Raw genomic sequence first — 18771 nt, forward strand, 5'->3', positions numbered from 1 at the left:
GGGCCTCAAGTGTCCGTTCGCGCTTCGGCGACGCCGCCGCGCTAGCTGAGCGCGGGCACCTGCAGCTGTCCGGGCTTGAAGCGGGCGCCGGCTCCGGGGTACACGGGCACATCGATCCGCGCGTGGGTGTGGACCTCGGCAACAGTCGCCTTGGTGTGCTCCGCAATCTGCTCCAGCGTCGTCACCCACATGCCGTCCAGGCCCTTGACCCGCTCGATCAGCCGCTCCAGCGCCACCGCTTTCGATGGCCGGCCCGAGATGAACGGGTGGTTGGTGAGCACGAAGCAGCTCCCCTGCGAATGGTGGGCCTCGGCCTCAAGCGTCCACATCTCCAGCACCTTGGCCGGGCTCTCGATCACGCCGCTGCCCGTCACACCGGGGTAGAACGCGTACTGCTCCCAGTCGTCCAGCGTCCAGTCCACGGGGATCTCCACGATGTCGCGGGAGTCCGAAGCACCATCCTGCGAGACCGACATCCGGTACGGCGCATCGCCGTCGAGCAGGCTGGAGTCGTAGAGGAAGCCGCGGTCCGCCAGCAGCGCCGGCGTGTGCCAGTTCAGTTCCCACCACGGCGCCCGGTAACCCACGGGCCGGATCCCGGCGACCTTCTCCAGCGCCTCAAGCCCCCGGTCCAGATACGAAGCCTCCGTCAAAGCGTCGATCCCCTGCATCGGCTCGTGCAGGTAGCCGTGGTGCGCAATCTCGTGGCCGCCGTCGACGATCTGCCGCACCACGTCGGGGTAGCTCTCGGCGGTGAACCCGGGGATGAAGAACGTCCCGCGGACCTCCTGCCGCGCCAGGATCTGCAGCAGCCGCGGCACCGCCACCTTGGGCCCGTACGACTGGTGGCTCATGAGCGACATGCGCCGGGTGCTGGTGGGCTCGTGCGCGATGACGCAGGATTCGGCGTCGACATCGAAGGTGAAGGACGCTGCGGCGGTGAAGCCGGCCGGCCAGGAGATGGGGTGCTGGGAATCCGCGAAGGCGCTGGTGGTCATGCCGGAGTTCCTTTCGTCAGAGGGCGAAGTGGAGAGGAAGGGTTTAGAGTTCGACGGCGGGAACGGGCTGGGGTGCCTGCCCAGCGTCTGGTGCGTTGACCGCAACAGCCGCAGGGCCGCCGTCGGACGTCACCGTCACGTACGGCCGGTGCAGCCGCGGGCCGAGAACCGCGTAGACCGCGGCGCTGGTGAGGCCGCCGGCCAGCCAGGAGAGGTCCCAGCCGCCCAGGGCAACCGCGATGGGGCCCTGCATGATGGGGATGAGACCGTACATGAACAGCCAGGTGGCCACGATTCCGGCGAGCAGCGAGGTGACGCCGGCCCAGTTGACCACGGGCAGGCGGCGGGTGCCGACGCCGTCGAACAGCCGTTCCACGTTGCCGGGCCAGCGCTTCTCCAGCCAGAAGAAGTGCACCAGCATCACGCCGCCCCAGGCAGCCACCCAGGCCACCAGGCCGATCAGCCAGGCGTCCAGCACGGCGGCGAAGTCCTCCTGGAAGATGAAGAAGACGACGGCGATGAGCGAGAAGACGCCGACGAACAGGTTGAGCTTGCGGCGGCTAATGGTGATGTCGAGCGCCTGCGTGGCCACCGAGAACGTGTAGATGTTGAGGATGTTCGTGGCGATGGGGCCGTGCAGCACCATGAGGAGGACGGGCAGCGCCATGGCGCCGAAGTTCTGCACGATGAGCTTGCCGGGGTCGACCTCGCCGCTGTTGGTGGCGAGGCTGGCGCCGAGGACGCCGAGCCAGACGACGGGGATGAACTGGCCCAGGACGGAGGCCAGGTAGACCTTTTTCTTGGGGACGGCGGTGCTGACGAAGCGGGAATAGTCGGCGGCGTAGGTGAACCAGGTGATGCCCCAGCCGATGCCGATTGCCGTCATCACGGCGCTCATGGCGGCGATGCGCTCGGAGCCTTCGAGGATGTTGCCCGCGGGGCCGGCGTAGGTCCAGTCGATCTTGAGCCCAAACCAGGCGACGGCGGACATGACCACGAGGATGATGATGGTGGGCGGCACGGTCCATTTTTCGAAGGCGGCGATTGCCTTGTAGCCGAACCATGCGATGGCCACCTGGGCGGCCATGATGAAGGTGGCGACGCCGATCTTCCAGGCGTAGTTGTGCGCCGCGGGGTCCACCCAGCCGAGGGTGCCGAAGAGCGCCATGACCAGGTCGAGGATGATCCAGGTGTTGACGGCGCACCAGCCCACCACGAGCAGGGCCTGGATGGCGGCCGGCAGGTAATTGCCGCGGCGGCCGAACGCTGCGCGGGCCAGGACCATGCCGGTGGCGCCGGTCTTCTGGCCCAGCAGGACGAAGCAGCCGAAGAGCAGCATGCCGATCAGGTTGCCCAGGACCAGGACGGTGACGGTGTCGGCGAAGCCAAGGCCCAGGTTGATGCCGAGGGCGCCGAGGACCCAGTTGATCGGGGCGAGGTTTGCGCCGGCCCAGATCCAGAACTGGCCGGACACCTTGCGGGTGCGCGCGCTTTCCGGAATGGGCTGGAGCCAGGCTTCGAAGTCCTCGGCCTGCTCCATTGCGGGCCCGGACTGCGGTGTTGAGGAGTTGTGCATCGGAAAAGCCTCCGTGTGAGGAAGAAGAGCCTCCGGGAAGAAGGGATGGATTAAGCGTATGTGGGCTCCATCACAGCAACAAGGTACGATCTGTCTAGCAGAATTCCCTTGCCTATGACGGAGTGTCAGATCAGTGTTCCTTGAAGACGTGCTGACGCACCGGACCGTCCAGGCGGCTGACCCGCTGCTGCGCGCCGCCGCCTCCGCCGTGGCCGGCCGGCAGGTGCGCTGGGTGCACTCGAGCGAGGTCCTGGACATCGCTCCCCTGCTGCGCGGCGGCGAGCTCCTGCTCAGCGGCGGGCAGGCCCTGGCCACCGCGTCCGATCAGCGGCGGGTTGATTACGTGCGCGAGCTGGCGGCCCGTGGCGTCGCGGCTTTGGCCATAGAGACCGGGCCTGTCCTGCCTGACATCCCCGAGTCGATGCTGGTCACCGCCGAGTCCCAGGGGCTCCCGCTGTTTGAGCTCCGCAGGGTGGCACCGTTCGTGGGCATCATGCAGGAGATCAACTCGATCCTGGTGGGCCAGTCCGTGGAGCTGCTGCAGCGCGGGGACGAGATCAGCCACGCGATGGCCGCCGAGCTCGCCCATGGCGGCGGGCTGGACGAGGTGCTCGCAGTCCTCGCCGGGCAGACCGGGACCGCTGTCCGGCTGGTGTCGCCGGCGGGGCTGACGCTGGGGAGCGCGGGTTCTGGTGGTTCCGTTGGGGCGGCCGACGGCGGGGGTGCCGCCGGCGGTCCGGGAACCGCCGGTTCGGCCGCAGTAGGTTCCGGGTCAGTAAGTACGACGGCGGTGAGTACGACGGCGGTCGACGTTCCGGTCCGCGGTGTGCTGGCGGCCCGGCTGGAACTGGAGCTGCCTGAAGGCGTCGACCCCACGTTTGTGCGGGTGGCCGGCGAACGGTCCGTTGATATTCTCGGCCTGGCCCTGCTCCAGCGGATGCCGCCCGGGCTGAAGGAACTGGCGGGAGCTGAACTGATGCGGGCCGTGCATTCCGGTGCCCAGCCGTGGCGGCTGGAGCAGCTGGGCGCAGCGGCCGGGTTCGCCGTCGACGGTCCGGTGGCCGCCGTCATGATCCGTTCCGCCGCGTCGGGCCGGCTGCGCCCGGCGCTGGATGCGGCCCTGGCGGCGTCGGTTCCGCATGCCGCGAGCTACGCGGACAAACTCGAGCTCATCGCGCTGGCCAGCCTTCCGCGCGAGGGAACCCGGGCCGCGCGGGCGTCCCTGGTCGAAGCACTGGGCAGCCTCGACATCCCGGAGGGTTCCGCGACCGCCGTCGGACCTCTGGGCCAGGGCATCGGCGAGGCGGCCTGGTCCATGGCGGAGGCCCGGCGGACACTGGATCTGGCGCCCAGGACGGGCCGCTCCGCGAGGCAGGTGCGCGACGCCGACGCGTTTGGTGCCGAACGCCTTGCCGCCGAAAGCATCGACGCCGCCGCCCGCCGCGACTTCGTCCGCCGTACACTGGGGCCGATCCTCGAGCACGACGAGCAGCGGAACTCCCAGCTGCTGCACACCCTGACGGTGTGGCTCGACTCCGGCTGCAACACCGCGCAGGCGGCACGGGAACTGCATCTGGAACGGCAGTCGATGTACCACCGGCTGCAGCGCATCTTCGACCTCTGCGGCGGCGACCCGCGGGGAACCGGCCGCCTCGTGGGCCTGCACCTGGCAACCCGTCTGGCCGCACTCCCCTAGAACCCCAAACGCGTCCTCACATCCCGTCGCCGCACCCCCGACGCGTCCTCACATCCCGCCGCCCCAACCCGGACGCGTCCTCACATCCCGCCGCCCCAACCCGGACGCGTCCTCACATCCCGTCGCTTTCCACCCGACGCGTCCTCACGTCCCGTCGCTTTCCACCCGACGCGTCCTCACATCCCGTCGCATCAACCCGGATGCGTCCTCACATCCCGCTCAGGAGAAGTGGCGCACCCGTTTCCAACCGGGATCAGAGGCGTGCTTGGTGGACCCGCCGGCCTTGTGCGCGGCTGTCTCGAGGGCGTCGCGCCCGTTCTGGTCTTCGGAATCCGAGTAGTAGTGCAGCACTCTCCTCCCTGCTGCCGTCTCGTGGGCGACCAGAATCCCTCGGAATCCAAGTGCCGCGGATATGTCGTCCTCGATGTCGCGGAGCAAGTCGAGCGACCCTGATGTGGGCAGGCCGTCGTCGCGCTGGTCCCTAGATGCGAGCCACACCTCGGTATGGAGGTCGAAAATCGGGTAGTCGATCCAGCGCAGCGGCCGGCGGGCAGTCACGATGCTCCGCTTGCCATCGCGGGTCGCCCCTTCCAGGAGGGCCCACCTGTCGGGCTGTGATTGAGCGGCCATCGCCTTGACGGAAGCAGTGAGGTCGGCGGCAGTAGCCGTAGCCGTCTCGCCAACGTCAGCTATGTCGACGGCGCCGACCCACCGTTCGACTCCGTCCTCCCCAAGAATCCAGTCGAGGAGCAGGAACGAAACCTGGAGTGGCCCCTGCTCGGGCATGTCGGCAAAGAGTGGATGGTGAACCGCAATGTCGAGGAGTTCCCTGTCGACATCCTCTGTGATTCGGAAGCGCACATCACCCAGGTGGAGGCTGTGGCCGCCGATCTCGATGATGTTGTCGACCGCCCCGGAGTTCGGCTGACGGGCGGCAGCGAATTCCCAGGACTTGTCGGCAGCCGGAGCCGCCCGGAGCCATTGCTCTGCGATGCGACGCAAAGCCGGATCGCCTTCGGAACTGACAGTGAGGAGACTGCGGGCCGCGCGCCCGCGGCCCGTATCCCAGGCCAGGCCCGGATGGACGGCTGCCACCTGGGCACTCATTTCGTTGGGAAGCTCGCCCCACTGTCCGCTCGTCACGGCGGCACTGAACCTGCCCGAGCCTTCCGAGACCCACCACTGCCAGAACCCTGCAATTGGATGCAGTGAAACCGGAGCAGCCTTGCGCTTAAAGAATCCCACTTCTACCCCCATCGTGAGCGTGGATGCCACCTCGCATGAATCTACCTGAGCCAGCAGGTGGTCCGGATAAGCTCGACCCATGTTGCCCGAACGCTACCTCGCCGAGATCGCACACCACCTCCGCGCCCTCGAACCACTGGCGCGCCAGCCGGAGAGCGTGCTAAGCAGTTCGGTTCCGGCCTGCCCGGGCTGGACTCTGGATGCGCTCTTCGGCCATCTCGGCTCGATCGAACGGTGGGCAGCCGCTGTTGTCCGTGCCGGCAAATACCTCGAGGAACAGGCCCCGCCGACAGGGAACGCAGCGGCATGGTTCCTCGAAGGCGCGCCGGATTTCCTGGCCACCATGAATTCCCTGGACCCCGCGGCGTCATGCTGGAACTTCGGTCCTCCCCCGCGCACGGCCGGTTTCTGGCTTCGCCGGCAGGCCCACGAACACGCCATCCACCTCGTCGACGCCCACCAGGGGTCCGGCGTGCCGGATCCGGATTTCGCCGAGGATTTCGTGCTCGACGGCGTCGACGAGGCCCTGGCGATGTTCGCCCCGCGGCAGATCCGGCTGCAGCGGATGACCGACCCGGGACGAGCGGTGACCTTCCACGTACCCGACGGCTCGGCCTGGACAATCGGCACCGGCGACGTAGCGGCATCGGTCACTGCAGCGCCGCTGGAAATGTACCTGGGCCTCTGGGGCCGATCGAGCCTTTCCGACACGGCAGTGCTCGACGGCGACACCGACCTCGCGCTGCGTGTCATCCGCGGTCCGCTCACGCCGTAAAACACCGCCGCCGTTGCAAGGCCCGGGTGAGGAAGCGTTCGGGGAAAACGCGCAAGACCTGAGGAAGCGTGCGGCCTGAAGCGACGGCAAATGAGGAAGCGTTACACCGGGACAGGCCTGACCGCGCTCAGCGCGGCCAGGCCTCTTCCCCAATTACCACCCATCAGGCGTCGTGCCAGGCCCCGATACACGAGCCGGCCCGCCCGGGTATCGGGAAGAAGGAAACGCTAGCCGATCTTCTGCCGGTACGCCGCCACGGCGAAGACGTAGGCGACGACCAAGATGCCGAGGCACCACGCCAGGGCGATCCAAATGTCGACGCCGGCCGGCCGCTGCGCAAACAGGTCCTGGATCGTGTTGACGATCGAGGTGACCGGCTGGTTCTCGGCGAACGCCCGCACGGGACCCGGCATGGTGGCCGTGGGGACGAAGGCCGAACTGATGAACGGCAGGAAGATCAGCGGATAGGAGAAGCCGCCGGCACCGTCGACGGACTTGGCCGACAGCCCGGCAATGACCGCGATCCAAGTGAGTGCGAGGGTGAACAGCGCGAGAATACCGACGACGGCGAGCCACTCCAGCGGGCCGGCCGACGTCCGGAAGCCCATCAGCAGCGCCACGAGGATAATGATCACGAGCGACAGCCCGTTGGCAACCAGCGACGTCAGGACATGGGCCCACAGCACGGACGACCGGGCGATCGGCATGGACTGGAACCGCTCGAAAATGCCGCTCTTCATGTCGGTGAACAAGCGAACGGCCGTGTACGCGATGCCCGACGCGATCGCGATCAGCATGATTCCCGGCAGCAGGTAGTTGATATAGTTGTCGGCATCAGTCCTGATGGCGCCGCCGAACACGTAGACGAACAGCAGCATCAGCGCGATCGGCGTGATCGCCGTGGTGATGATCGTGTCCGCGCTGCGGAAGATGTGGCGCATGGACCGGCCCAGCAGGACGGCCGTGTCCCCGAAGAAATGCCTGCTCATGACAGCTCCTCACTAGTAGCAACCCTGGATGCGGCACCCGACCCGACCTTGCCGTCCTTCCCTACCAGGGCGAGGAAGATGTCCTCCAGGGTCGGCTGCTTCTCGACATACTCGATCTCTGCCGGCGGGAGGAGCTGCTTCAGCTCCGCGAGGGTCCCGTTGGCGATGATCCGCCCCTCGTGAAGAATGGCGATCCGGTCTGCGAGCTGCTCGGCCTCGTCGAGATACTGCGTGGTCAGCAGGACAGTGGTCCCCTGCGCGGAGAGATCCTTGACAACCTGCCAGACTTCGATGCGCGCCTCAGGGTCGAGCCCCGTCGTAGGCTCATCAAGGAAGATCACCTTCGGCTGCCCGATCAGGCTCATGGCGATGTCGAGCCGGCGGCGCATGCCTCCGGAATACTCGGACACCTTCCGCGATCCGGCCTCCGCCAGGTTGAAGCGCGCCAGCAGATCGTCCGCCACCGCGCCGGGGTCCTTCAGGTGCCGCAGCCTGGCGACCAGCACCAGGTTCTCCCGGCCGGTCAGGATCTCGTCAACCGCCGCGAACTGTCCGGTCAGGCTAATGGATTCCCGGACCTGAACCGACCGGGCACCCACGTCGAACCCATTCACGGTGGCTGTGCCGGCGTCGGGCCTTAAAAGTGTGGACAGGATCCGCACCATAGTGGTCTTCCCAGCCCCGTTCGAGCCCAGAAGGGCGAAGATGCTGCCCGGCGCCACGTCGAAGTCCACACCGCGCAGCACCTGCAAAGACTTGTACGACTTCTCCATGCCCCGCACACGGATCGCGGGTTCGCGGTCCCGAGCAGGGACGAGGTCAAGACTCATGGGACTTCCTCCTCTTTCGTGATGCCTTCGATCGCTTCGGTGAGCCGCTTCCGCTCCTTGTTGATCCACTGCCCCTCCGAGTAGTTCTGGAGGAACGTCTCCGCGAACTCCACCGGGTCCTCCCCCACGACTTCCCGGATCGGCGTTCCGCTTGCCGCGCTCTGCTCGAAGAGATCCGCCAGATCCTCGAGCATCTTCACCAGGGTCTCCCCCTTCGTGATCGCGCCGAAGTACGTTAGGTACCGCTCCAGCGCCTGGATCGCTGTTCGGTAGTTTGTGGGCAATTGCTTGGTGCGTGCCTTGTACTGCCGGTACTGCTTCTTCTGTTCGAGCGATCCGGTGACCTGCTCAATCCATCCCATGGCCATGTCTATTTCCCTCCCTCTCGGAGCTGTTCGAGCCGCTCGGCCAGAAAACTCCATGTTCTCCAGAACTCCTCCAGGTACTCATCGCCCTGGGCGTTGAGCGTGTACACCTTGCGCGGGGGGCCCTTCTCCGATGGCCGCTTCTCGACGTCGACAAGCCCCTTTTGCTCGATCCTCACCAGCAGCGCATAGACCGTGCCCTCGGCGATATCTGCGAAGCCCTTGTCCCTCAGCAGCGTCGTGATCTCGTATCCGTACGCCGGCTTTCCGGTCAGAAGGGCTAGAACGATGCCCTCCAGCGTCCCCTTGAGCATCTCCGTCATTTGCTTGCCCATCGGACACCTCCTCCAGCTACTTAGTATTACTAGCTACCAGTACATAGTAACGCTAAGTAGATAGGGCGCAAGGGCTGGCAAGCACCTGATGGAGGTACCGTTGTCGCCATAAGGGAGGTCCCACAATGTCAGAATCTGAATACTCCGCACTCCAGGACCGGGCCGCCAGAGGCGAGGCTGACGCCGTCGGCGAGCTGATTGAACTCGCCGCTGAACGGGAGGACTTCGAAGTGCTTCGGCGCCTGGCCGCGAACGGCAGCAGGGACGCTACAGACCAGCTCGTTGAGCTCGCCGCCGAAAAGGGCGACGTCGAAGAACTCCGGCGGCTCGCCGCCAGCGGCAGCAGGGACGCGGCAGACGTTCTGACCGAACTGGAAAGTTAAGGACAGAGGACGACGGCGGCCGCCCACCTCATGCGATTTATCCGGACGCAAGCCCTTGAAGGCTGCCTTGATTACATCAAAGCCCCGCATGCTCCGCCGGAACGTCCGGCCCCGAATATTGACGGATTATTGACGCACGGAAGCTACTCGCCGAAGGGCCACACCGGCCTGATCTCGATCTTGCCGAATTTCGCCATGGGGTGCTTGGACGCCACCTCGACCGCCTCGTCCAGATCGGCGCACTTGATGATGTCGTAGCCCGCAATCCACCCCTGCGTCTCCGCAAACGGCCCATTCGAGACCACCACTTCGCCGCCGCGGACCGTCACAGTGGTCGCATCTTCAACGGGACGCAGCCTGTCCCCGTGCTGGGCAACGCCGCGGGCTTCCATTTCGGCAACCCATTCCTCAATGTTGTCCTCGGCGGCCACATATTTCGGCGCGGTGGGATCGGTACAGATGAAAAGCATGTATTCCACGATGACTCCTCTTAGCTGGCTCCGGTCGGATACCCGCAAGGTACCGCACAGGGGTGACAACGAGCCTCCGCCCTGGGGAGTCCGACGGCGGCACTCGCCAGAAGTTGGTCCGCACCCGGGGCACTGACGCCGAAAGTGAGGACGCGTTTGGAAAAACCCGATGTAAAGTGTCGCCGGCAGCGCTAGCCAACGGACGCTCTATCAGATCCTGCCGCTACGGGTCGACGGTGGCTGTCACCACTGAGAAAAGCCTGAAGTAGTTCGGGCAAACGCTCAATTTCTCGTCGGCTGGAACACGGGCACCGTCCAGGGTCACCTTGGCGCCATCGGACAGGGATGAGCCATCCGGCAATGCCAGTGCTTCGCCGTTGAAAACAGTGCCTGCCGGGAACACCAGTGTGGTTGACCGCCCGTCGCCGGTCCGCACCACAAGGCATCCGGCCCCGTCCGCGGCGAGACGGCCCACCAGCTGGCCGCTTTCCTCGGGAGCGAACGAAACTCCGGCGTGCACAACGGCCTTCTTGCCTTCCGCACTCTGTACCACCGCCGTCGGCATTTCCTCCTGAACGGAGGGCACAGCGGACGTGGGAGCGGGACCGGCCTGCGGCGCCGAGCATGCCGAAAGCAATAGCGCGATGACCGCGGCAATACCGAAGGCAGCGCGGTGAGTCATCTCTGTCCCCCTAGAATTCGACGCCGGTTCCTACGCCAGCATAGAAGCCCAGGCGGCTCGCGCCGGCATCATCAAGGCGCTTCGACGCGATGAACCGCCATATCCGCCACTCCGAGGAAGGTCATCGGTCTTTCCGGCTTGTCCTCGAGCTTCAGTGTCACGAGGTCCGCGTCGCGGTGCGTCGACAGGACACGCAACGGGATCCCGCCGAACTTCACTATCTCGCCAGCCCGCACGCCCTTGAGGCGGACCTTGTCGTCCGTTGTCTTTTTGATGATTACAGCCCAGCCCATCATTCCTGGCGCGGTTCCCCACGGCAGCGTAAACATAATGCCGGGCAACGGGCTGCCTCATTGCACGTCCACACAGTTCATCCGCCCGGCCCCGGCATGTCAAACCGCCGCGACGCAACCGCTTCAAAACCTTCCCAGGCCGGCCGCGGCCGAATACCGTAATGCCTGACGACCCGATTAGGAGGAACCGATGCGCAAGGTGACCGCCGGACTGTTCCACTCCGTGGATGGCGTAGTGCAGGACCCATTCAATTTCCAGTTCGACAGCTTCGATGAGGACCTTGGCAAGGGACTGACCAAGATGATCAACACCGTGGACACAGTGGTCCTCGGGCGGGTCAGCTATCAGGAATGGGCGGGCTACTGGCCCAACGCTTCCCAGGACGAGGAGTTCGCAGCCTTCATCAACCCGGTGGAAAAGTTCGTCGCATCGCGCACGCTCGCGGAGCCGCTCGAATGGCAGAATTCGCACCTGATTGGGGCGCCGCTGGAAGAGTTTGTCGCTGATCTCAAAAAGCGCGACGGCGGCGAGATCGCCGTGTGCGGCAGCATTTCAGTCACGCGCCAACTCCTGTTCGCCGGCCTTCTAGATGAACTGACGCTCATGACGCATCCCGTTGTGGCCGGCAGCGGGCGGCGGCTCTTCGAGGACGGCGATCCGTTGACGCGGCTGGAACTGAAGGACCAGTACAGGACCAGCAAAGGAAACGTCGTCAGCACGTACAGCGTGCGCAGCGTCTGACGTTTTGGGCGCCTCCCGGCCCGGCTCTGTCAGGCGCGGATGGTTTTGAGGGCGGTGGACCAGGAGATGAGCTGGTCCAGCAGCGGCTTCAGGGCCTCTTCGGCGTCGCCGCTCGGCGTGAAGACGGTGTAGTTCTCGAACTCTGAGGCGAAGGGCAGCGCCACCTGCGGACGCCTGCCATTTGCAGCTCGGCCGCAATCAGGCGAAGGTTTTCCACGGCCCGCACTCCCCCGGCGCTTCCGTAGCTGACGAACCCGGCGGCCTTGTTGTTCCACTCTGCATACAGGAAATCCAGCGCGTTCTTCAGGGCACCGGGGACGGAGTGGTTGTATTCGGCGGTCACGAAGATGAACCCGTCGAACCGCGAAATGGCCTCTGCCCAGACTTTCGTGTGCTCACTGCGGACGCGTACTGCCGATGACCACCGCTATCTTCACCATGATGCACTCCCGTTCATTGCGGTAGTTCCTTGATACAGCGGCGCACGTCTGGACGCCATAGCCGCGATCTTCACATGCCCAAGTGAGGACGCGTCCGGGAAAACCCGGCAAAAAGTGAGGACGCGTCCGGGAAAACCCGACGAAAAGTGAGGACGCGTCAGCTCGGCATGCCCCGTGAAGCCGCGTTTGTCACAACCTCGTTGCGGCGAATGCAACGAAGGCCGAGCAATTTCTGCGCCAGTTTCACCGCCAAGGCAGGTTCACAGCCCCAAGGAGAAACAAACATACCCATTGACGGGTGAGCTGAGTCACGCCTAATCTGGTGCAACAGCGTTGCAACACAAGCAACCCCAAGTTTTCATTGGTGGACACATGGAACACCCGATCACCCAGGCCGGAGCAGCAGCGCAGCTGACCGGCGCACCCCACACCGGCGACGACGTCAGCAAGGAGACCCGGCGCCGCGTCATCACTGCGAGCTTCATCGGCAACTTCGTCGAATGGTTCGACTACGCGGTCTACGGCTACTTGGCCGGCATCATCTCCACGGTCTTCTTCCCGGAGGCCGACCGCCAGACAGCGCTCCTGGCAACCTTCGGCGTCTTTGCCATCTCCTTCTTCGTCCGTCCGCTGGGCGGCTTCTTCTGGGGCCACATCGGCGACCGGCTCGGACGGCGGAAAGCATTGTCGCTGTCGATCGTCATCATGTCGGTCGCCACGTTCTGCATCGCCCTGATCCCCGGCTACGGCACCATCGGCATCCTGGCGCCGGCCCTGCTCCTGCTGGTCCGCGTCGTCCAGGGGTTCTCCGCCTCCGGCGAGTACGCCGGCGCCTCCGCCTTTCTGGTGGAGTACGCACCCGCACATCGGCGCGGACTCTATGCCGCCGTCGTACCCGCAAGCACCGCGGCGGGACTGCTGCTGGGCAGCCTCCTGGCCGCACTGCTCACGAGCGTCCTCAGCGAAAGCCAGCTGCACGACTGGGGATGGCGCCTGCCGTTCCTGCTCGCGGCGCCGATGGGCCTGATCGGCCGGTACATCCGCACCAAGCTCGAGGACACCCCGGCCTTCCGCGCCCTCGCCGAGGACGAAAACAAGACCAAGGCGCCGGCCCGGGACATGTTCCGGAACAACAGGAGGCAGCTCACCATCGCCACGGGCGCGGTGCTGCTGAACGCCGTCGGCTTCTACGTCATCCTCAGCTACATGCCCACCTACCTCGCCGAGGAACTGGGCTTCGGCGCCGGGGAGTCGTTCCTGGCCACCACCATCGCGCTGGCCAGCTACATCGGCTTCATCTTCCTCACGGGCATCGCCTCGGACAGGTTCGGCCGCAAGCGCATGCTGATCACCGCGTCCGTGCTGTTCATGCTGGTCACCGTGCCGGCGTTCATGCTTCTGGACACGGGCAACTTCCTGGTGATCGTCCTGGTCCAGATCCTCCTGGGCGGCATGCTCACCCTGAATGACGGCACGCTGCCCAGCTTCCTGGCCGAGCTCTTCCCCACGAAGACCCGGTACAGCGGCTTCGCCGTCAGCTTCAACCTCTCCAACGCCCTGTTCGGCGGCACCGCCCCGTTCATGGCCACGCTCCTCATCGGCCTCACGCATAACAAGCTGGCGCCCGGCTGGTACCTCGTGGCCGCCTCACTGGTTTCCCTCATCGCAGTCCTGTTCGCCACGGAGACTTCCAAGAAGCCCCTGCAGCAGCACTGACAAACACCCACCCAAGAAAGAAAAGGAACACAAAGCATGACCATCACCGAGAATGAAGCTGTCAACGACGTCGCCAAGCTCGAGCGCCTCAAGGTCCTGAACAACGGCGAGAAGGTCACCCTGACCTTCTCGGACGCGGAGTTCGAGCGCCGCCTCGCGGGCCTGCGCAGCATCATGGCCGAGAAGGACCTCGACGCCGTCGTCCTGACCAGCTACCACTCGATCAAGTACTACTCCGACTTCCTGTTCACCTACTTCGGCCGCTCCTATGCCATGGTGGTCACCAAAGAGGACACGGTCACCGTTACCGCAAACATCGACGCCGGGATGCCCTGGCGCCGCAGCTACGGCGAGAACATCGTCTACACGGACTGGCGCCGGGACAACTTCATCCATGGAATCCGGGAGGTCCTGCGCACCCGCGGCATCAGCGTCCGCCGGCTCGGCGTCGAGGACGACTCGCTGCCGCTGGACAACCGCAACAAGATCCAGGCCGCCTTCGAGTCGGCCACCCTGGTGGACGTGGCCCAGGCCGCGATGCGCCAGCGCATGATCAAGTCCGCTGAGGAAATCGAGGTCATCAAGCACGGTGCCCGGATCGGGGACCTCGGCGGCGAAGCCATCCGCAACGCCATCACTGCCGGCATCACCGAGTACGAGGTGGCTTTGATCGGCACCGAGGCCATGGTGCACGAGATCGCCCGCACGTTCCCGAACTCCGAGATCCGCGACACCTGGGTCTGGTTCCAGTCCGGCATCAACACCGACGGCGCACACAACTGGGCCACCACCCGGAAGATCCAGGAGCACGACATCCTGTCCCTGAACTGCTTCCCGATGACTTCCGGCTACTACACGGCCCTGGAGCGGACGCTGTTCTTCGGCGAACCGGATGCCCGCTCGCTCGAGTTGTGGAACATCAACGTCGAGGTCCACCGCCGCGGCCTCGAACTCATCAAGCCCGGCGCCGTCTGCAAGGACATCGCCGCCGAGCTCAACGAGATCTACGTGTCCCACGGCCTGCTCGCCAACCGCACCTTCGGTTACGGCCACTCCTTCGGCGTCCTCAGCCACTACTACGGCCGCGAAGCCGGACTCGAGCTCCGCGAGGACATCGACACCGTGCTCGAAGCCGGCATGGTGGTCTCCATGGAGCCGATGATCACCGTCCTCGACGGCCAGCCCGGAGCCGGCGGCTACCGCGAGCACGACATCCTGGTGGTGGGCGAGGACGGCGCCGAGAACATCACGAAGTTCCCGTTCGGCCCTGAGCACAACATCATCAGCGCCTAAACCCCCGGGTCATGGGGCATGCCCTCCACCGCCCGCCGTTGTCAGCAAGGCCTTGGATTTAGCAGCCTTGGGTTAAGTACGACGACGGCGGGCGGCCAGGAGGGCATGCCCGCCACCGCTTCCCGGGACAACAAAACCGGAGGCACGACAGCGAAGAAATATAGTGAACACCATGACTCCCCCGGCTTCTTCAGCGAACACAGGCCCCGACGCAGGCAAGGACGCGGCCAAAGACACTGGCAAAGAGGCCGCCAACGGCGACGCCCGCGGCGCCTCTGTCATCGTCAACGCCATCGCGGTGCTGCGGAGCTTCACCGCGGACGAACCGATGCTGGGCGTCACCGAGATCGCCAGCCGGGTCGGCCTGCACAAGAGCACTGTGTCCCGGATCCTCGCCACGTTCGAGCAGGAGCACTTGGTGGAGCGGGACCCGGACACACGCCGCTTCAGGCTGGGACTCGGCCTTATCGCCGTCGCCGGACCGCTGCTGGCCGAACTCGAGGAACGCCGGGTGGCCTACCCCGTGCTGCGCGAACTAACCGAGCGCACCGGCGAAACCAGCGCCCTCATGGTGTGGAACGGCACCGAGTCGATGTGCGTGGAGCAGATCGCCAGCCGCCAGCAGGTCAAGCACACCACCCCGCTTGGCGCCCGTTACAACGACGCCCTCAGCGCCTCGGTCCAGATCTTCCTCGCCGGCGAACAGGCGGAACGGGTGAGTGCCCTGCTCCGAAGCGGCACCATTACCCTGCCCGGCCTCGACGACCACTCAGTCGAGGAATACCTGCAACGGCTCGAGGAAGTCACCAAGCGCGGCTGGGCCATCAACTACGGGGAGACATCCATTGAGGAAGTCGGCATCGCCGCCCCGGTCTATGACCACCGCGGCGACATCGCGGCCGCCGTCCTCATCCCCGCACCCAAGTTCCGGGTCTCGCCCGACACCCTGCAAAGCCTCGGCGAAGCCTGCGCCGGCGCGGCACGGCAGGTCACCCAGCGCCTGGGCGGCGTGGCGCCGAAGGAGCGCCGGAGCGCATAGTGATACGACGGAGTTACTGGATGCGTAAGAAGGGCGCCGCATGATCGAGATCCTGAACCCCGCCGAGCTGGCCCGGGCAAAAGTGTCAGGTGCCCTGGTGGCTGATATCCTGCACACGCTGAAAGGACGCAGCGCTGTCGGCACCAACCTGCTGGAAATCGACCAGTGGACCAAGGCCATGATCCTGGAGGCCGGAGCCGAATCCTGCTACGTCGACTATGCGCCGTCTTTCGGACGCGGGCCGTTCGGCCACTACATCTGCACGGGTGTCAACGACGCCGTGCTGCACGGACTGCCTCGCGACTACCCGCTTGCCGACGGCGATCTGCTGACCCTCGACCTCGCCGTCTCCAAGGACGGAGTCGCCGCGGACGCCGCCATCAGCTTCATCGTGGGCGAATCACAGCCCCCGGAAAGCGTCGCGATGATCGACGCGACCGAACGGGCTTTGAGCGCGGGGATTGCCGCTGCCGGACCGGGTGCACGCATCGGCGACATTTCCCATGCCATCGGCTCTGTCCTCAGCGAAGCGGGCTACCCGATCAACACCGAATTCGGCGGTCATGGCATCGGATCGACAATGCACCAGGACCCGCATGTTCCAAACACCGGACGTCCAGGCCGGGGGTTCAAACTGCGGCCTGGGCTGATGCTCGCACTGGAGCCGTGGGTCATGGCGGACACGGCCCAGCTCGTCACCGATGCCGACGGCTGGACGCTCCGAAGTGCCACAGGCTGCCGGACAGCTCACAGCGAGCACACGATCGCCATTACCGACGACGGAGCCGAAATCCTCACCTTGCCCAAACACCGCTAGGCACCTTGAAGAAGCGCCGGCCTGGGGCCCCTTCACATTGTCGTCCAGTCCTACTCGACGATGTCCTCGGCGATGTCCTCCGCCCACAGGTCCGGGTTGTTGTCCTGAAAGGTGCGCATCATGTCCACGCAGCGCTGATCATCCAGGACCACCACCTCAACGCCGCGTGACCGCAGAAGCTCGAACTCGCCGTCGAACGTTCGCTCCTCACCCACCACCACCCGGGGAATTTTGAACTGAATAATGGTTCCGGTGCACATGGCACACGGGGCGAGGGTGGTGTAGAGCGTGGTGTCCCGGTAGCTCGTTTGCCGGCCAGCTGCGCGAAGTGCCGACATTTCGCCGTGCGCGATCGGATCCCCGTTCTGGACCCGTTCGTTGTGGCCGCTCGCGATGACCACGCCGTCACGGGCGAGCGCCGCTCCGATAGGAATGCCGCCTTCGCGGAGGCTTTTTTGAGCGGCTTGGTAGGCGGCTTCGAAGGCGGGGTCTGCGCCGGTGTGTGGTTGCGGGGCCGTTTGGTGCTGTTCGTGGGTCATGCTGGCCAGTTTCGCAGGCGCAAGACCGGCTCTAAGTATCCGACCCGCTGATAGCCCGGCTTCATCAGATCGTCCTTTTTGGCACGGTCTTGCCACCCGCTACGACAAACTCGCACTCACTAACCGTGGCGGAGCCGTTCCACAAGCCGTCATCGTCTGGCTAACAGCTCCAGTAGACAGCTCCACGAGCCCTATTTACGGTGCTGCTGACTCAGTGGCCGCCGGAACCTCTGCGGACACCGGCGCCGGGGCGGCGGGAGCTGGAGCAACAACAGGAGCTGGAGCAACAACCGGTTCAGGGGCCGGATCCGGCGTAACCACGGGAGCCGGAGCAATCAGAGGAGCCGGAGCAACGACCGGTGCTGGAGCAACCGGAGCCGGAGCCGGAGCAACGACCGGTGCTGGAGCAACCGGAGCCGGAGCCGGCGTAACAACAGGAGCCGGCGCAACAACCGGAACTGGTGCCGGAGCCGGCGTAACCACCGGAGCTGGTGCAACCGGCTTGGGCTTAGGGGCGGCAGTCGGTGCCGGAGCCGGCTTGGGCTTGGGCTTCGGCTTCGGCGCGACGGTCGGCTTCGGAGCCGGCTGTGGTTTCGGCGCAGCCGCCCTCGGTGCCGGAGCCGGAGTTGCCGGCTTGGGCTTCGGCTCGGCCACCCGCGGTTCCGGAACCGCAGTCACCGTCGGTGCAGGCAGCGAGACCCACGTAACGGAAGGCACCGTCGCGAAAACAGCCGTCGTGGCCGGAGAAGAAGACCTGTTTGCCTGCGCTTCGTTTTTGACCGCGTGCCGGGCGGCGCTTGCCCCGACCGGAACAGCCCAGGAGGGCGTCTCCGTAGCGGTGCCGGCGTTCCCGTAGTCCGTCATCTTGATGTTGGCAACGGGCCCCGAGTGTCGCAGCCGCAGCAGCGTCCAGTTGTCAGGGTCCGTGTGTTTCCCGTTCAGAATCGTTTCGAAGTGGAGGTGGCATCCGGTTGACGACCCGGTGGTCCCGACCTTGGCGATGAGTTGTCCCACCTGGACCGACTGGCCCTTCTTCACACCGATGCCCTCAAGGTGGTTATAGGTGGTGATCAGGCCGTTTCCGTGATCGATTTCCACTCTGTTCCCCCCGCCCCACGGATGCCATCCCACGGCCCGCACCACGCCGGAATCCGCTGCATACACGCGGGTTCCGCAGGCGGCAGCGAAGTCCTGGCCCCAGTGAAACTCACCTGCCGAGCCGGTGATGGGACTCGTCCGGAGCCCAAAGTGTGAGGTGGGGACCAGGACATCCAACGGCGCCATCAGGGTTCCTGCCGCCGGGCGCCGCACGGTAGTTGAAGCCGCATGGAGTTTTTGGCCCACGGGCTTTGCCGCGGTGAAGACCACGGTACGGCTGTAGGACACGAACGCGTCCGCCGATGTCGAGATGGCGCCGGCGGCTGCAACGAAGGTGCCTGCAGCTGAGCCCTCCGCATCCGAGGCCAGGGCGGCCGATCCGAGCGGCACGTTGACGGAGCTGTCACCACGCATGTCGGCGGGCACCTGCCCGGATATGAGACCGGACGA

21 protein-coding genes and 1 pseudogene are annotated in these 18771 nt (G+C 65.5%); 8 read left to right on the plus strand and 14 right to left on the minus strand.

The window, feature by feature from the left end:
• Window positions 1-41: 41 nt before the first annotated feature.
• Window positions 42-998, minus strand: a complete 957-nt coding sequence (locus ACFVTE_RS09180) for a polysaccharide deacetylase (RefSeq protein ID WP_387099364.1) — start codon at window positions 996-998, stop codon at window positions 42-44.
• 43 nt (window positions 999-1041) lie between these two features.
• Window positions 1042-2574, minus strand: coding sequence for a purine-cytosine permease family protein (locus tag ACFVTE_RS09185; RefSeq protein ID WP_387099366.1), 1533 nt, complete (start codon window positions 2572-2574; stop codon window positions 1042-1044).
• A gap of 133 nt (window positions 2575-2707) precedes the next feature.
• On the opposite strand from ACFVTE_RS09185, the gene ACFVTE_RS09190 reads away from it, so the two are divergent.
• Window positions 2708-4270 (plus strand): PucR family transcriptional regulator, encoded by a 1563-nt coding sequence (locus ACFVTE_RS09190; RefSeq protein WP_387099368.1) that lies wholly within the window; start codon window positions 2708-2710, stop codon window positions 4268-4270.
• Between the two features lie 219 nt (window positions 4271-4489).
• On the opposite strand, the gene ACFVTE_RS09195 is transcribed toward ACFVTE_RS09190, so the two are convergent.
• On the minus strand, window positions 4490-5515 hold the full coding sequence (locus tag ACFVTE_RS09195) for a DUF695 domain-containing protein (protein WP_387099370.1): 1026 nt from the start codon (window positions 5513-5515) through the stop codon (window positions 4490-4492).
• 79 nt (window positions 5516-5594) lie between these two features.
• Here ACFVTE_RS09195 and ACFVTE_RS09200 point away from each other — a divergent pair, with 79 nt between their 5' ends.
• The gene (locus ACFVTE_RS09200) at window positions 5595-6290 is read left to right on the plus strand and encodes a maleylpyruvate isomerase family mycothiol-dependent enzyme (RefSeq protein WP_387099372.1); all 696 of its coding nucleotides are present in this window, start codon (window positions 5595-5597) and stop codon (window positions 6288-6290) included.
• Between the two features lie 227 nt (window positions 6291-6517).
• Here ACFVTE_RS09200 and ACFVTE_RS09205 read toward each other — a convergent pair whose 3' ends face one another.
• The 4 genes from ACFVTE_RS09205 to ACFVTE_RS09220 are packed head-to-tail and all read right to left on the minus strand — an operon-like array spanning window position 6518 to window position 8809.
• Complete coding sequence (locus ACFVTE_RS09205; RefSeq protein ID WP_387099374.1) at window positions 6518-7279, minus strand: ABC transporter permease; 762 nt, start codon at window positions 7277-7279, stop codon at window positions 6518-6520.
• The gene (locus ACFVTE_RS09210; protein WP_387099376.1) at window positions 7276-8109 is read right to left on the minus strand and encodes an ABC transporter ATP-binding protein; all 834 of its coding nucleotides are present in this window, start codon (window positions 8107-8109) and stop codon (window positions 7276-7278) included. Before ACFVTE_RS09210 ends, ACFVTE_RS09205 begins: the two co-directional genes overlap by 4 nt.
• A complete protein-coding gene (locus ACFVTE_RS09215) occupies window positions 8106-8477 on the minus strand; it encodes a DUF1048 domain-containing protein (protein WP_387099378.1) in 372 nt (123 codons plus the stop codon). The genes ACFVTE_RS09210 and ACFVTE_RS09215 overlap by 4 nt, the downstream gene beginning before the upstream one ends.
• A 2-nt stretch (window positions 8478-8479) precedes the next feature.
• Window positions 8480-8809 (minus strand): PadR family transcriptional regulator, encoded by a 330-nt coding sequence (locus ACFVTE_RS09220; protein WP_387099380.1) that lies wholly within the window; start codon window positions 8807-8809, stop codon window positions 8480-8482.
• Between the two features lie 125 nt (window positions 8810-8934).
• On the opposite strand from ACFVTE_RS09220, the gene ACFVTE_RS09225 reads away from it, so the two are divergent.
• Window positions 8935-9192 carry a hypothetical protein gene (locus ACFVTE_RS09225; protein ID WP_387099382.1) on the plus strand — a complete coding sequence of 86 codons (258 nt, stop codon included), beginning with the start codon at window positions 8935-8937 and terminating at the stop codon, window positions 9190-9192.
• Window positions 9193-9335: 143 nt separating this feature from the next.
• Here ACFVTE_RS09225 and ACFVTE_RS09230 read toward each other — a convergent pair whose 3' ends face one another.
• From ACFVTE_RS09230 to ACFVTE_RS09240, 3 genes are all read right to left on the minus strand, one after another.
• Window positions 9336-9662 carry a YciI family protein gene (locus ACFVTE_RS09230; RefSeq protein ID WP_377949808.1) on the minus strand — a complete coding sequence of 109 codons (327 nt, stop codon included), beginning with the start codon at window positions 9660-9662 and terminating at the stop codon, window positions 9336-9338.
• Between the two features lie 223 nt (window positions 9663-9885).
• Window positions 9886-10344 (minus strand): hypothetical protein, encoded by a 459-nt coding sequence (locus ACFVTE_RS09235; RefSeq protein WP_387099384.1) that lies wholly within the window; start codon window positions 10342-10344, stop codon window positions 9886-9888.
• 71 nt (window positions 10345-10415) lie between these two features.
• Window positions 10416-10673: a hypothetical protein gene (locus ACFVTE_RS09240; RefSeq protein WP_387099386.1), complete on the minus strand. Its 258-nt coding sequence runs from the start codon at window positions 10671-10673 to the stop codon at window positions 10416-10418.
• Window positions 10674-10827: 154 nt separating this feature from the next.
• On the opposite strand from ACFVTE_RS09240, the gene ACFVTE_RS09245 reads away from it, so the two are divergent.
• A complete protein-coding gene (locus ACFVTE_RS09245) occupies window positions 10828-11379 on the plus strand; it encodes a dihydrofolate reductase family protein (protein WP_387099388.1) in 552 nt (183 codons plus the stop codon).
• Window positions 11380-11408: 29 nt separating this feature from the next.
• On the opposite strand, the gene ACFVTE_RS09250 is transcribed toward ACFVTE_RS09245, so the two are convergent.
• Both ACFVTE_RS09250 and ACFVTE_RS09255 read right to left on the minus strand, forming a co-directional pair.
• Window positions 11409-11543, minus strand: a complete 135-nt coding sequence (locus ACFVTE_RS09250) for a hypothetical protein (protein ID WP_387099767.1) — start codon at window positions 11541-11543, stop codon at window positions 11409-11411.
• A 59-nt stretch (window positions 11544-11602) separates the two neighbouring features.
• A pseudogene (locus ACFVTE_RS09255) lies at window positions 11603-11722 on the minus strand (NADPH-dependent FMN reductase); the annotation flags it as partial.
• A 469-nt stretch (window positions 11723-12191) separates the two neighbouring features.
• Here ACFVTE_RS09255 and ACFVTE_RS09260 point away from each other — a divergent pair.
• The 4 genes from ACFVTE_RS09260 (at window position 12192) to map (ending at window position 16684) form a co-directional block, all read left to right on the plus strand.
• On the plus strand, window positions 12192-13535 hold the full coding sequence (locus ACFVTE_RS09260) for an MFS transporter (RefSeq protein WP_387099390.1): 1344 nt from the start codon (window positions 12192-12194) through the stop codon (window positions 13533-13535).
• A gap of 36 nt (window positions 13536-13571) precedes the next feature.
• On the plus strand, window positions 13572-14828 hold the full coding sequence (locus ACFVTE_RS09265; RefSeq protein ID WP_387099392.1) for an aminopeptidase P family protein: 1257 nt from the start codon (window positions 13572-13574) through the stop codon (window positions 14826-14828).
• Window positions 14829-15000: 172 nt separating this feature from the next.
• Window positions 15001-15867: an IclR family transcriptional regulator gene (locus ACFVTE_RS09270; RefSeq protein ID WP_387099394.1), complete on the plus strand. Its 867-nt coding sequence runs from the start codon at window positions 15001-15003 to the stop codon at window positions 15865-15867.
• 40 nt (window positions 15868-15907) lie between these two features.
• Entirely contained in the window at window positions 15908-16684 is a 777-nt protein-coding gene (gene map, locus ACFVTE_RS09275; RefSeq protein WP_387099396.1) for a type I methionyl aminopeptidase, read from the plus strand.
• Between the two features lie 50 nt (window positions 16685-16734).
• Here the strand turns inward: map and ACFVTE_RS09280 are convergent, their stop codons facing one another.
• The gene (locus ACFVTE_RS09280) at window positions 16735-17223 is read right to left on the minus strand and encodes a nucleoside deaminase (protein ID WP_387099398.1); all 489 of its coding nucleotides are present in this window, start codon (window positions 17221-17223) and stop codon (window positions 16735-16737) included.
• A gap of 195 nt (window positions 17224-17418) precedes the next feature.
• On the minus strand, window positions 17419-18735 hold the full coding sequence (locus ACFVTE_RS09285) for a M23 family metallopeptidase (RefSeq protein ID WP_387099400.1): 1317 nt from the start codon (window positions 18733-18735) through the stop codon (window positions 17419-17421).
• Between the last annotated feature and the right edge of the window lie 36 nt (window positions 18736-18771).

It is taken from the genome of Arthrobacter sp. NPDC058097, assembly GCF_042884885.1.
Taxonomy (GTDB): Bacteria; Actinomycetota; Actinomycetes; order Actinomycetales; family Micrococcaceae; genus Arthrobacter.

Excerpts from the sequence above, each read along its gene's own strand:
- ACFVTE_RS09245 (WP_387099388.1), top strand. The coding sequence starts at position 10,828 with ATGCGCAAGGTGACCGCCGGACTGTTCCACTCCGTGGATGGCGTAGTG.
- ACFVTE_RS09180 (WP_387099364.1), bottom strand. The coding sequence starts at position 998 with ATGACCACCAGCGCCTTCGCGGATTCCCAGCACCCCATCTCCTGGCCG.
- ACFVTE_RS09225 (WP_387099382.1), top strand. The coding sequence starts at position 8,935 with ATGTCAGAATCTGAATACTCCGCACTCCAGGACCGGGCCGCCAGAGGC.
- ACFVTE_RS09200 (WP_387099372.1), top strand. The coding sequence starts at position 5,595 with ATGTTGCCCGAACGCTACCTCGCCGAGATCGCACACCACCTCCGCGCC.
- ACFVTE_RS09270 (WP_387099394.1), top strand. The coding sequence starts at position 15,001 with ATGACTCCCCCGGCTTCTTCAGCGAACACAGGCCCCGACGCAGGCAAG.
- ACFVTE_RS09205 (WP_387099374.1), bottom strand. The coding sequence starts at position 7,279 with ATGAGCAGGCATTTCTTCGGGGACACGGCCGTCCTGCTGGGCCGGTCC.
- ACFVTE_RS09240 (WP_387099386.1), bottom strand. The coding sequence starts at position 10,673 with ATGTTTACGCTGCCGTGGGGAACCGCGCCAGGAATGATGGGCTGGGCT.
- ACFVTE_RS09220 (WP_387099380.1), bottom strand. The coding sequence starts at position 8,809 with ATGGGCAAGCAAATGACGGAGATGCTCAAGGGGACGCTGGAGGGCATC.
- ACFVTE_RS09260 (WP_387099390.1), top strand. The coding sequence starts at position 12,192 with ATGGAACACCCGATCACCCAGGCCGGAGCAGCAGCGCAGCTGACCGGC.
- ACFVTE_RS09280 (WP_387099398.1), bottom strand. The coding sequence starts at position 17,223 with ATGACCCACGAACAGCACCAAACGGCCCCGCAACCACACACCGGCGCA.
- ACFVTE_RS09230 (WP_377949808.1), bottom strand. The coding sequence starts at position 9,662 with ATGCTTTTCATCTGTACCGATCCCACCGCGCCGAAATATGTGGCCGCC.
- map (WP_387099396.1), top strand. The coding sequence starts at position 15,908 with ATGATCGAGATCCTGAACCCCGCCGAGCTGGCCCGGGCAAAAGTGTCA.
- ACFVTE_RS09285 (WP_387099400.1), bottom strand. The coding sequence starts at position 18,735 with ATGCGTGGTGACAGCTCCGTCAACGTGCCGCTCGGATCGGCCGCCCTG.
- ACFVTE_RS09215 (WP_387099378.1), bottom strand. The coding sequence starts at position 8,477 with ATGGCCATGGGATGGATTGAGCAGGTCACCGGATCGCTCGAACAGAAG.
- ACFVTE_RS09265 (WP_387099392.1), top strand. The coding sequence starts at position 13,572 with ATGACCATCACCGAGAATGAAGCTGTCAACGACGTCGCCAAGCTCGAG.
- ACFVTE_RS09185 (WP_387099366.1), bottom strand. The coding sequence starts at position 2,574 with ATGCACAACTCCTCAACACCGCAGTCCGGGCCCGCAATGGAGCAGGCC.
- ACFVTE_RS09235 (WP_387099384.1), bottom strand. The coding sequence starts at position 10,344 with ATGACTCACCGCGCTGCCTTCGGTATTGCCGCGGTCATCGCGCTATTG.
- ACFVTE_RS09210 (WP_387099376.1), bottom strand. The coding sequence starts at position 8,109 with ATGAGTCTTGACCTCGTCCCTGCTCGGGACCGCGAACCCGCGATCCGT.